We start from the raw sequence: 11270 nt of genomic DNA on the forward strand, positions 1-11270 counted from the left end.
GCGATGGCTCCACACCTACAATCACCACCGCGGACACACCGCGCTCAAGGGCCAGCCACCCGCCAGCCGCGTCCCCAACCTCACGGGTCAGTACATCTAGTACTCCAGCCGTACTCGTGATCAGGTGACGACTCTGCGCTGGAAGTGGCTGTGGCGGTCCCGTCCCTGGTGCGTCCGGCGCCATATCGACCAGTGGAGGATCTGGGCGAGTGAGCGTGGCTGGTCGGGGATCAGTGCGTTCATCAGGTGGCGGATCTCGTTGGCGGTCAGGTCGATTGGTACACGGCCGGGCTCTGCGGGAGCCATCGTGGCTTCGGCCACCAGGAAGGCCAGGACGCCCAAGGCGAGCATGGCCAGGGTGATGTGGCGGTGCCAGGAAGTGAAGTGCCGGACCTGGCAGTGGTCGAGTCCTACCTGTCCCTTGGCGGCTTGGAAGCACTCCTCGATTGACCAGCGCACCCCGGCGACGAGCACGAGGGTCAACAGCGGCGTCGGTTGCGGGGTGAAGCACAGGTAGAACGCGCGCTCGCCTGTAGCGGTGTTACGGCGGACCAGCAGTTGGCGGCGGGTGCCGTCGCCGTCCAGGGCGATCCAGGCCCACCGGTAGAGGCGCGGGCCCTTGGCCCCGGCACCGATACTGCGGGCCTGCCAGGCGCCCTCGGCAGGCCCGCAGCCACCGCACCGGGGGTGCGTCCGTCGTTGATGAGCACGCGGGTCGCGCATGACACCGCCAGGAGGTAGCCGGTGCTGCGAGCCTCCAACTCCGCACGCAGGGAGGGGTCCTGGTCGTAGACCTCGTCTCCGGTGACCCACCGGGCCGGGGTGCCGGCGTCAAGGGCGGCAGCGATCATGTCGCGGGCCAGTTGCGGCTTCGTCGCGAACACCTCCTGCTCGGGTATGCCCGCTGCCGAGCGGTGGGAGTCGTCGGCACACCAGCTGTCCATGTGCAGGTAGAGCCGACGGCCGATCAGCGCGCGCCCGCGCGGGGACGCGTAGGCGAGGAACACTCCTATCTGGGATTCTCGATCCGGCGGACGGTGCCCGAGTACTGCCGCTGCACACCAGCCGAGTGCTCGCCCATCTTCAAAAGCCCGTCTCGTCCACGATCAGGACCCCGTCCGGGTCGCCCAGCCGCTCCACGACCATGTCGCGCAGGTCGTCGCGAACCGCATCCGCATCCCAGCGGGCGGAGCGCAGTAGCCGTTGCATTGCATCGGGACGCCGGTGTCCGCAGTGTTCGGCCAGCGACCAGCAGTTCTTGCTCGCCACGTCCGAGAGCAGCCAGCCCGGTGACGAATGCCCGGGCCGTGGCGCGTGGTTCGATCCGGGTGAACCGGCCCGCGACCCTGGCCATCACATCCCCGAGCACCGATCGCCACCGGTCAGGGTCTACGCCGTGGCTCGCGGCCACCGTCCGATCTTGAAGAGTCACACACCTCGCCAAGATCACGCGGTGGCCGTTGCGGTTCCCGCCCCAACCAGCCCGATCGTGAAGTGGGGCTGACTAGGAGACGGCGGGCTCTTCCAAGCACAGGCTGGCCATGGGCGAGCGGGCAGTCCAACCGAGGGTGGAGTAGAGGGCGCGGCCCTCGGAGCTGGCGACGAGGACGCCCGTGGTGGCGCCGGCGGCGTGGGCGGTGTTCTGGAGGGTGCGCATGATCAGGCCGCCAAGGCCGCGGCGGCGGTGGCCGGGGTCGGTCTCGATCTGGTCGGGCACGGCGATGGTCCTGGTGACGGCGATCTGGCCGCGGGCGGCGAAGTGCCCGTCGCGGGTGCGCACCAGGACGCGGGTGACGCCGGCGCGCGTCCAGGAGGTGAGGGTGTATCCAGCGGTGGTGAGAGGATCTTCCGCGGCGAGGGGCGCGGTCATCAGGTGGGTCGGGGTGTCGAGCCGCCACTGGGAGTCCAGCCAGGGCCGCACCGTGGCGTCGTCGGCGAACAGCTTCAGCCAGGTGCCGGGCGCGCTGGTGGCATCGGCGATCTTGCGGACGTCGACCTCGGCGGGCACGGGCAGGACGTGCCGGGCCACGTGGCCCACCATGCCGACATCGATGCTCCAGCCCCAGTGCTCGGCGACCGGGTCGGCCGTGCCTCGGGAGAGCGTCCAGCCATCGAGCCACATCCGGACGAGTTCGTCGATCGCGGCGTCCAACACCGCTCACCCCCGTGCGTAATGATCCAAATTGATGATGGCACCTTACATTGGGCGCGGATACATGGCCAGACCAGCCGTACAGTCCCCGCCTGACGTCGGTTCAGGCGGCAGGCGTGCACCAAGAGCGAGCCCGCCACGGCCACTGCCAGTGCAGGCTCGTCACCGGATCACGAAGTGCGGCTGGAGTACCAGCTGGATCAGGCTGTGGGGTGACGGCGGGCGCGGAGGAGATGCACTCCCTTCACGGCGTAGCCGGTGCCCACGAGGGCGAGGCCAGCGAGGCCGAGCCAGAACCAGGATTCCGAAGCCTCGAGACTCAGGTACGCGCCGCCCAAGAACAAGATGGTGCCGCTCGAGTCCACCAGATCGAAACGTGCCTTGGCCCGCACTTCAGCGTCGAGTTCGCGCAGTCGACGGATGACGGAGACGAGGCCGAAGACCTGCAAGAAGGCCAAGCCGAGAAAGATCCACTTGAACCAGTCAGGTATATCCACGGCGCGCACTGTATCGCTAGCCGGAACCCTGGAAGATCGAACGGCCGCTGACCCTGGTGACTCCCGAAGTCGTGAACGCTGTCGGTTCCGGTGACAAGGCCAGCCCGGCAGGGGCGAGGGGCACCAGGTGGTGCCGCCTTGGAGGCCGGCCCGGTCTGGGGCAGCGCGACGGGCTGGGGAGAAGGGCCAGCGCAGCGCCGCCCGCCCTCCCCGAGACCACGCCCAACACCAGCCACCACCACCCCACCCCCGTAGCAAGGCAGCCAGGCAGAAGAGGGGAAGCCTGAGCACTCACCACACGGAAACCGGTGCTTGACCTGCCGTTATGCAGAGGTCCTCTCACGGGATGTCAGTCATAGTGTCGGTCATGCTCTCGGTCATATCGTCGGTCATAGTGTCGGGATTGGTGTCGGGCCCCATACCGGCTGCGCTGCGCAGCCGACCGTCCGGCGCTGCAGCGGCGGTGCTCGAGGACCAGAAGGAGCCGCAGCTCGGCGGACGCCGCGGTTGTCGTGTGCCAGGGTGTCGGGCCCGGAACGCCCAGATGCGGGCCTGTGGCCGGCCTGGCTCCCAGCAGAGTGGGTCAGCCAGTCGCATTCGAGCAGTCGACCCAGGCGACGAGGTCGGTGCTGAAGCCGGGATCGTTCACGTGGACGACGCCGAACCTGATGTGCTGTCCCTGGGACAGGGGCTTGAGACAGTCGATCGGGCTGCGCTCGTGCCAGGTGCCGTCGGTGTCCTTCCATGGCACGGCACCGAGTCCGAAACTCTTACCCGGCTGGCGACCACCGAGGGAGACCCCGAACTTGTCTCCCTTGATGCTGACTGCCGAAACCGTGCCCTGGAACACCTGCGGGGTCGCGGTATCCGTCGGTAGCGTAAGGCCAATTCCGAATCCGACACCGGCGACCACCAGGCCCGCGATTGCCAGCATCACCGGCTTCGACTTGATCTCAAGTATGTCCATCCGCGCAACATACGTCGATCCCGTCACCGGCGTGCCTTGTCGGTGTGACGGGCGTGCGCCTACCTGAGCCCGTGCCCTTGCAGTTGAGCGCGACGACAGGCAGGCCCGCCTCACCCAGGGCCGCGGGGTAAAGGGCCCGTCCCGTAACTGGCGGGGTCTCATCTCGATGCGGTTCAGCCGCTGCCGTGGAGAGAGAGCGACCAGTGAGCAGGGTGCCGCGGTGAGTGGCCGTACCCTCCTCTCACCACGGCTCCGCCGAACTCACCACGAAACTCCCCACGGCAGGTCAGCGGCTTGCAGCGGTCAGTTGTCGAATGCCGCCTGTGCGAGGTCCGTGTCGGCGACCGTCGGGCTGCCAGGACGCCGCGTGAGGAACGGGTGGTGAACGCAGACCGCACGGCGCCTCCACGTGCCGGTGGGAAGGCAAGGGGGCGGCTTGTGGACTGTGCGTAGCCCTCGTGCCGGAATCCGATCCCCGCGGCGAGCGGACCGCTATACGCGGGCTGCCTCACCAACGCCCAGGAAGCACTAGGTGTATTGCCCTGTGAGGTCGTGATCAATATCGTTCCGCTGCAGTGCCGGGACGGATCACGGTAGAACGCCGGTGTGACGCGCCGACAGCTCAGTGACAACCAGTGGGAACTCATCCAGCCGTACTTGCCGGTCGGCGAGTACGGCCCCTACCCGGTGAAGTTGCGGGACCAGTTCGAGGGTGTGATCTGGCGTTTCCGGTCCGGCGCCCAGTGGCGGGAGATGCCCGAGCAGTTCGGTCCCTGGCCCACCGTCTACGGCCGTTTCCGGGTCTGGCGGGACGCAGGCGTGTTCACCGCACTGCTCGAGGGGCTGATCGCCGAGGCCGCCGGGCAGGGGAAGACCGACCTGTCACTGGTCAGCGTGGATTCCACGACCACCCGCGTGCATCACGACGCCGCCGGAATACCCGTCGCCCCCGAGGTCATGGAGGCCCTGGAGAAGACCGTGCGGGAACAGGAACAGGCCCGGCAAAAGGGGGCGGCCAAGGGGAACAGAACGGACAGCGCGACGCCGACGATCCTGGACGGGAAGAACGGCGACGCATCCGGCGAAGACGCAAAGCCCGCCTGAAGCAGGCCCTGCTCGGCCGGTCCAGAGGCGGCCTGACCTGCAAGGTCCACCTCGCGTCCGACCGCAAGTGCCGCCCCCTGGCGATCGTGCTGACGGCTGGACAGGGTGCCGACAGCCCGCAGTTCCTCCCCGTCCTGAACAAGGTCCGCATCCGGTTGCCCGTCGGCCGCCCACGCACCCGGCCGGACGCGGTCGCCGGCGACAAGGCGTACTCCTCCCGCGCCAACCGGTCCTACCTGCGCAAACGCGGCATCAAAGCCGTCATCCCGGAGAAGAAGGACCAGGCCGCCCACCGCAAGAACCGCGGCCGCAAGGGCGGCCGGCCCGTCACCCACGACGCCGAGCTCTACAAGGACCGCAACACCCTCGAACGCATGATCAACAAACTGAAAGCCTGGCGCGGAATCGCCACCCGCTAGGACAAGTCCCCCGAGAACTACGACGCCGGACTCCACCTCCGAGCCTCGCTGATCTGGATCAACGACCTCTTACCGGCGACCGAATGATCACGACCTCACACAGGCCCTAACAGAATGATCAACCGCCGAGCGTGATCCTGACGAATGTCGCATGATGTTGGCGGCCTTGACATGGGGGTGTTCATGGGTAGGTGGAAGATCAGGCAGACCCGGATCTTCACTGGGCGGAAGAAGTGGCCCTTCTACGTCATCACGCGGGTCACGGATCCGGTTGCGCTGAAGGCTCTCCACGATCATCTTCATGAGGAGCATGGAGCTCTGTGGTGGACCGATCGGTCCTGGGAAGGCATGGTTGCCGATCACTGCTCCAGGCATGATCGCGACGGATGGGGCACGCACTCCCACGTCCACATACCGGAGACCAGCTGGGAGTGAGACGGAAACGGCCTCGCGCTATGGGCCAGCCTGTCCGGGCAGTGACGCAAGACGTCGCCAGCAGATCAGTGCACACCCCAGGGGCAAGAACGCTTCGTGGATGTCATCGCGGATCTCCCAACGAATCCGTAGACGGCGGAACCAGTGCAGGCGAGCGAAAGCGCGCTCGGCAACACAGCGTTGGCTGCCCAGCCCGCAGCCGTGGCCAGTGCCACGTCTCGCAATCAGCGGCTTGACTCCAAGGTCCCTGACCAGGCGACGATATTAGTCGTGGTCGTAGCCGCGGTCGGCGAGGACGACGTCAGTTCGACGCCGGGGCCGGCCTACCTTCCCTCCCACAGGCGGCACTGCTTGAAGCAACGGGATGAGCTGGGTGACGCCGTTGCGGTTGCCGCCGGTCAACGTGGCCGCAAGCGGGATGCCGGTGGTGTCGGTGACCAAATGGCACTTGCTGCCCGTCCCGCCCCGGTCAACAGCACTTCGTCCCGTCTTGGGTCCCCCATGCGTCGGGCGGGCATCAGCCAGGCCAACGTGCGCTCGACCACCCAACGGCGGGGCGGCGTCCTTCGGCCGACTGACCGTCTTGATGGTGAGGCGGAGGTACTTCCTTGCCCAGATGACGAGCTGGCCGGCGTAGGCGGAGTCGGCCCAGACGATGGTGATCTCGGGGTGCATGAGCCGGAGACGGAAGAGGACCTCCTTGGCCGCTTCGCGGTCACTCATGTCGGCGGGGGTGACCATGACCAGCAGCGGAAGGCCGCGGTGTCGACGACGATGTGGCCCGCATCCCAACGGTCACGGCAACGGCCGCAGGCGGTAAGGCTCCCAGACCGCTCCCGCCCGTAACACTCGGGTGAGGGTGGGCGTGTCACACCCAAGGATGCCTGGGAGCAGCGCATACTCGAGCGCCGGAGGGTCCCCAGTCGATAGTCCAGCAGGATTCTCCGTGGTGCGGCGGTCGTCCTCTTCGATGACCCCAGCTCGGCCGCCGCACAAACTCCACGCCACCACGGCCCTGACGGGCAGAGAGCTCTCCTGACAACAGTTCCTGGCGTCGGACAGCAGGATGCTCATCAACCGGGTCTGTGATCAGAAGCAACAGCCTGGGACGACCGGTCCCGTGCAGCCGCCTCTGCCTGGTTGTCCCCCAAGCGGAGCAACCAGGCAGAGAAGGACTCGAGGGCTGCTACTCGCCGTGGCCGTAGTCCCCGCCCTTGCCGTCGTAGCCACCCTTGTTGTCGTGGCCCTTGCCGTCGTCGTAGCCCTTGCCGTCGTAGTCACCGTTGATGCAGGTGTTCCCGAAGGCCGGGTTCAGCAGGCCGATGACGTTCACCGAGTTGCCGCACGCGTTGATCGGAATGTTGATGGGGATCTGGACGACGTTGCCGGACAGCACACCCGGGGAACCGTAGGCGATCCCCTGTGCGCCGGCGTCCGCGCTGGCCGCGCCCGCACCGGCGAACACCAGGGCACCTGCAGCCGCGGTCAGAACTGCCGCGCTTCCGAACTTGAACATGAAATCTCCCGCAGAGTATGAGTGCTGCCCGCCTGGATGGGGCAGCTTCGATCACCATGCGGGCTCATCCCCCTCGAGCACTTCGACGCGCCCGCCCGGGGCCGCCAATCCCCTCAATGGCCGATGCCCCACCAGCCTGACCACCGCCAGCCCCGCCTGCGTGCCGATGCCAGCGGCTGCCTCGTCGTGGAGCGAGGACATCGGTGCCGCGGGCGGGACAGTGCCCCGGAGGAGAGAGAGCGGCAGGAACGCTTCCCAGCCATGCACTCGTACGGCGACGAATGCCCGACCATCGCTTCAGACCTCCAGAGCACGAATGTCGGTGGGCTGCCAATCGGCACCATTGCGGTCCATGACTCATGACGACGGGCCGAATCGCTGTCGCCCGGCTCTGACACGACCGAGCAGCGCTCGAGCGCCCGGCGCTGATGTGGAGCAAGGGATCGGTGTCGGATGGTTGAGTCAGAGCGAGCCCACATCCTGAGCACCGGCCGAGAGGGTGCAGCTGGCGGCGTTTTGGGTGTCGCGGACTGCCCGCCCGGTGGTGGTGAGGGACAACGAGCACGGCAGGCCAGCGGAGCAGCCGCACAAGGGTCCGCCTCGCCGGTCTGCTGGGGGCCTGGACGGCTCGTATACAGCTGTGGCAACAATTGCCGCATGACAGCTGATGAAGAACTCGCCCCTTCGCTGCCTGCGCCGCCTGTCCTCGCCCCTGCCGGCGAACTCGACATCGACTCCATCGGCCCCCTCACAGCAGAGATCGAGACGGCCCTCGCCCAGCACGACAGCATCGTCCTGGACGCCAGCAGCATCACCTTCGGCGACTCCATGTTCCTCAGACTCGTCCTGAGCACCCACGGCCAGGGCAACCTGCGCATCGCCGCGCCCTCCCCTACCGTCACCCGCCTGTTCCGCGTCGTCGGCGCCGACACCGTCCTGCAGATCTACCCCACCCTCGAAGACGCGCTCGCCGCTTAGCCCCCGCACGCGAGGGCCCCGCGGATTCCTGCGGGGCCCTGTCCGCGCATCAGCCCGGTATGCGGCCGGCAGACCCCGCACAGCTCAATGTCCGGCTCCGCCAGGGCCACCATCGCGTCCTCGCGGGAGATCAGCCCAGCCTGGTCCGGGTAGGTGGCACACCCTCCCCGGTGCAGCAAGGCCGTCGACGAGGAGCGCTGCGGCTGGATCTTCCAGGACATCTCCGCCCGCGCCCGCTCCCGGCGCTCCCGCCCGTGGGCCGTGTCACTCTCGATGTCGGACGGTCGCCCGAGCACGACCTGTGAGAAATCATGAACGGGATCCTCTACGCAGCCGTGGTGGGCGGGCAGGTTCTGGGCAGCGAGCTGATCACGATGAGTGAGGGCGCTGCTGAGTTGCGTACCGGCTGGGCCCCAGGGGACGCATACGCTGTTTTGCCCGACCGTTTCCGATCTGTTCATACTCCCGTTGGCTGATGCGGGTGGGCCGTCTGAGACCAGGCCCGAGAATGCAGTCCGTGAACCAAGCCCCCATTCCCCTGTTACCCGGGTTGGTTCCGGTGAATGCCGTTGCCTGGCTCTCCTCCGACGCGGAGCGCTGGCGTGCGCTGCGGCCCGGACGCTGGGCGCATCCCATCCCCCACGGTTCTGGCGATGGTGCTCGCGAGCATGGCTGTCCTCTGACTGGCCCCGGAGGACGACTACTTCTGCGACGGTCAAGGGGCGCGCACTCCCGACTGGCTCACTACGGTCATGGGGGCGCTCGTCGTCGCCGCTGTCTACCGGGGCATCAGACTGCTGCCCCTGGCCACTGCCACAGTGCTCCCCCTGGTGGCCGTCTGGGCGCTTATTGACCCGGACACTCCCACCGCGGCGGGCATCACCATGGCCGTCGCAGCCTGCTATGCGTGTCTCGGTTGTCTGCACAGGTCGCCGCCGCACGCCGTCAACGTCGGCTGGCAGTGGAGGCCGCCGGTCCCGGCCGGAATCCACTGCCCGGAGCTCTGAGTGGGTGGTTCGTGAGCCTATGAGTGGTTCTGGTGTCGCCTGATGGTGTGGACGAAGCCGGAACGTCCCGGTCCGGTGCCGGTGGCCCGCTGAGATCGGTGGGATGAGTGAACGCAAGCCGTACCAAAGCGACTTGTCCGACGAGCAGTGGGCGTTGATCGAGCCGGTGATCACGTCTGGAAGAAGCGGCACCGTTCCGTGAGCGGCCACCAGGGCCGCTATCCGATGCAGGAGATCGTGAACTCGATCCTCTACCAGTCCCGGACCGGCTGTCAGTGGGCCCTGTTGCCGAACGACCTGCCGCCGAAGAGCGCGACGTACTACTACTTCGCCGCCTGGCGGGACGATGGCACCGACCAGCAGATCCATGAACTCCTGCGCTGCCAGGTGCGGGAGAGGAACCGGCGGTTAGAGGACCCCACCCTGGTGATCCTGGACACCCAGAGTGTCCGGGCGGCCACCGGGGTCCCCGCGGTCACGACGGGTAAAGACGCCGCGAAACGGGTGCCTGGCCGCAAGCGGGGACTGGCCGTGGACGTCCTTGGCCTGGTCATCGCTGTCATAGTGGTGGCCGCGAGTGTCCACGACAACGCCGCCGGCATCGCTCTGCTCGACCAGGTCGCCGTCGCAGCCGGCGGCTCGGTCAGCAAGGCCCTAGTCGACCAGGGCTTCAAGAACCAGGTCGTCACGCACGGGGCCGCCCTCGGCATCGACGTCGAGATCGTCCGGCGCAACCCTGAGGAGCGGGGATTCGTTCCGCAGCCGTAACGGTGGCGGGTGGAGCAGACGTTCGGGACCCTGATACTGCACCGGCGCCTGGTCCGCGACTACGAACACCGCCCGGCCTCCTCCACCTCACGCGTCTACTGGGCCATGACCCACGTCATGGCCCGTCGGCTCACCGACGCGAGCACGCTCACCTGGCGCGATCCGCAGGTGGTCAGCGCGTGAACCTCAATCCCCTCCTTCAGGCGCTCGACCTTCAGGAAGACGCAGCCCGGACCCTGACCGACGATCTCCGCACCCAGATCGACACCCTTCAGACCCAGCTCCGCGAGGCCGAACTGCGACTGGAACACCTCGCCATCACCCGCACGACCATCATTGGCCTCGCCGACCGAATCCCTGTCCACAGCCCCGACCCATCAGGGAGTCCGGAGCTGCCCGAGCACCCGGACTACCCGCGCATCCTCGCCGTCTTCAACGGCACTACCGGCCCCCTGACAGCCCGTGCCATCTGCCAGGCCCTCGACTTCGAGCTCCTGCCGAAACACATCGAACGCACCCGAGCCAAGATGAAACGCCTCGTCACACTAGGAATCCTCACCGAGTCCGAGCCCGGCACCATCAGCAGGAAGCAGTAACCAAGCCCGGAACAGACAACTCACGAACCGCCCACTGCCACTCAAGCGCTCCCTGATCCGGCACCGTTGCTCCCAGCACGCGGCATGGTGGGAGGATGAGAAATGCGGGAGGGCATATGGAAGAGTCACAGTGGGACCAACGGCGGATCTCGACCAGCGGCAGGACGCTGCGGTGGCCCAGAGCGTTTCTCGTATTCGCCTTAGTCGATCTGACTTGGGAGATCGTCAAAGCCAATCTGAATGCCAACGTCCGTGACGACTGGCCGTGGCGGCTCACGGTGCTGGACACCTCGACCTGCGCAGCCATGGTAGCTCTACTTGCCGGCATTATCGTGACTCGCAGTCAGCTCTCGCAAACCATGCAGCCCGCGCTGAGTTGGTCTGGGACCGAGGGGCGCAGCGGCGAACTCAACGATTCGCTGAGGACGGTCTCCCTGGTCAACGCGGGCGGGGGTAGAGCCGTGATCCACTCCGTCGCTTACCGGATCCAGACCTCCCCGACAGGCTCGAGCATCGCCGTCATCCCTTACGCCTGGGTTTCCTGGGCCACGGCCATCGAATCGCTGGCGTCGCTGGGGCTCAACTGGGACGACGACTACTTCCTGCTTCACCTCGGTTCGGGTGCGGCCGTGCCGATGACCAACGTCAGCAGAGAAGGTATGGAACTGCTGGCTCTCGGCTCCAAGGCTCTCGAGAGAATCTCCGTACTGGACATCAGAATCCAGGTCATAGACGCCCTATTGATCAGAAACTCATGGGGTTCACTCGTCGAGGGTGTAGCGGACATGCGGGGCCTTGAAGTAACCGGTGATGATGTGAGGTTGGCGTTGT

The 11270-nt window shown here is 66.9% G+C and carries 9 protein-coding genes and 5 pseudogenes; 6 read left to right on the forward strand and 8 right to left on the reverse strand.

All coding sequences use genetic code 11. The features are described from left to right. Positions 1–120: 120 nt before the first annotated feature. The 4 genes and pseudogenes from ACIRJR_RS36890 to ACIRJR_RS36905 all read right to left on the reverse strand — a co-directional run bounded on the left by ACIRJR_RS36890 (position 121) and on the right by ACIRJR_RS36905 (position 3616). Positions 121–1354: pseudogene (locus ACIRJR_RS36890) on the reverse strand (IS701 family transposase). Positions 1355–1504: 150 nt separating this feature from the next. After that, the gene (locus ACIRJR_RS36895; protein ID WP_403789131.1) at positions 1505–2152 is read right to left on the reverse strand and encodes a GNAT family N-acetyltransferase; all 648 of its coding nucleotides are present in this window, start codon (positions 2150–2152) and stop codon (positions 1505–1507) included. 200 nt (positions 2153–2352) lie between these two features. Beyond that, positions 2353–2649, reverse strand: coding sequence for a hypothetical protein (locus ACIRJR_RS36900; protein ID WP_403789133.1), 297 nt, complete (start codon positions 2647–2649; stop codon positions 2353–2355). A gap of 583 nt (positions 2650–3232) precedes the next feature. Continuing rightward, the gene (locus ACIRJR_RS36905; protein WP_403789135.1) at positions 3233–3616 is read right to left on the reverse strand and encodes a hypothetical protein; all 384 of its coding nucleotides are present in this window, start codon (positions 3614–3616) and stop codon (positions 3233–3235) included. Between the two features lie 606 nt (positions 3617–4222). Between ACIRJR_RS36905 and ACIRJR_RS36910 the strand changes: the two are divergent. Further along, positions 4223–5226, forward strand: a pseudogene (locus ACIRJR_RS36910) (IS5 family transposase). A gap of 366 nt (positions 5227–5592) precedes the next feature. Here ACIRJR_RS36910 and ACIRJR_RS36915 read toward each other — a convergent pair. From ACIRJR_RS36915 to ACIRJR_RS36925, 3 genes and pseudogenes are all read right to left on the reverse strand, one after another. Further along, positions 5593–6060: pseudogene (locus ACIRJR_RS36915) on the reverse strand (transposase); the annotation flags it as partial. Beyond that, positions 5991–6348, reverse strand: a pseudogene (locus ACIRJR_RS36920) (transposase); the annotation flags it as partial. The pseudogenes ACIRJR_RS36920 and ACIRJR_RS36915, both read right to left, overlap by 70 nt. A 412-nt stretch (positions 6349–6760) precedes the next feature. Further along, the gene (locus tag ACIRJR_RS36925; protein WP_403789137.1) at positions 6761–7090 is read right to left on the reverse strand and encodes a chaplin; all 330 of its coding nucleotides are present in this window, start codon (positions 7088–7090) and stop codon (positions 6761–6763) included. A 657-nt stretch (positions 7091–7747) separates the two neighbouring features. Here ACIRJR_RS36925 and ACIRJR_RS36930 point away from each other — a divergent pair. Beyond that, on the forward strand, positions 7748–8068 hold the full coding sequence (locus ACIRJR_RS36930) for an STAS domain-containing protein (protein WP_403789139.1): 321 nt from the start codon (positions 7748–7750) through the stop codon (positions 8066–8068). Here ACIRJR_RS36930 and ACIRJR_RS36935 read toward each other — a convergent pair. Then, positions 8065–8529, reverse strand: a complete 465-nt coding sequence (locus ACIRJR_RS36935) for a DUF6233 domain-containing protein (protein ID WP_403789141.1) — start codon at positions 8527–8529, stop codon at positions 8065–8067. The genes ACIRJR_RS36930 and ACIRJR_RS36935 overlap by 4 nt on opposite strands. Positions 8530–8820: 291 nt before the next feature. On the opposite strand from ACIRJR_RS36935, the gene ACIRJR_RS36940 reads away from it, so the two are divergent. The 4 genes and pseudogenes from ACIRJR_RS36940 to ACIRJR_RS36955 all read left to right on the forward strand — a co-directional run. Continuing rightward, the gene (locus ACIRJR_RS36940; RefSeq protein WP_403789143.1) at positions 8821–9075 is read left to right on the forward strand and encodes a hypothetical protein; all 255 of its coding nucleotides are present in this window, start codon (positions 8821–8823) and stop codon (positions 9073–9075) included. Positions 9076–9178: 103 nt separating this feature from the next. After that, positions 9179–10026 (forward strand): annotated as a pseudogene (locus tag ACIRJR_RS36945) (IS5 family transposase). Further along, the gene (locus tag ACIRJR_RS36950) at positions 10023–10439 is read left to right on the forward strand and encodes a hypothetical protein (RefSeq protein ID WP_403789145.1); all 417 of its coding nucleotides are present in this window, start codon (positions 10023–10025) and stop codon (positions 10437–10439) included. The pseudogene ACIRJR_RS36945 and the gene ACIRJR_RS36950 overlap by 4 nt, the downstream one beginning before the upstream one ends. Before the next feature lie 116 nt (positions 10440–10555). After that, the coding region (locus ACIRJR_RS36955; RefSeq protein ID WP_403789147.1) for a hypothetical protein at positions 10556–11270 on the forward strand (715 nt) is incomplete at its 3' end.

The sequence above is a fragment of the Streptomyces sp. NPDC102402 genome (assembly GCF_044765765.1).
In the GTDB taxonomy this organism is placed as follows: Bacteria; Actinomycetota; Actinomycetes; order Streptomycetales; family Streptomycetaceae; genus Streptomyces.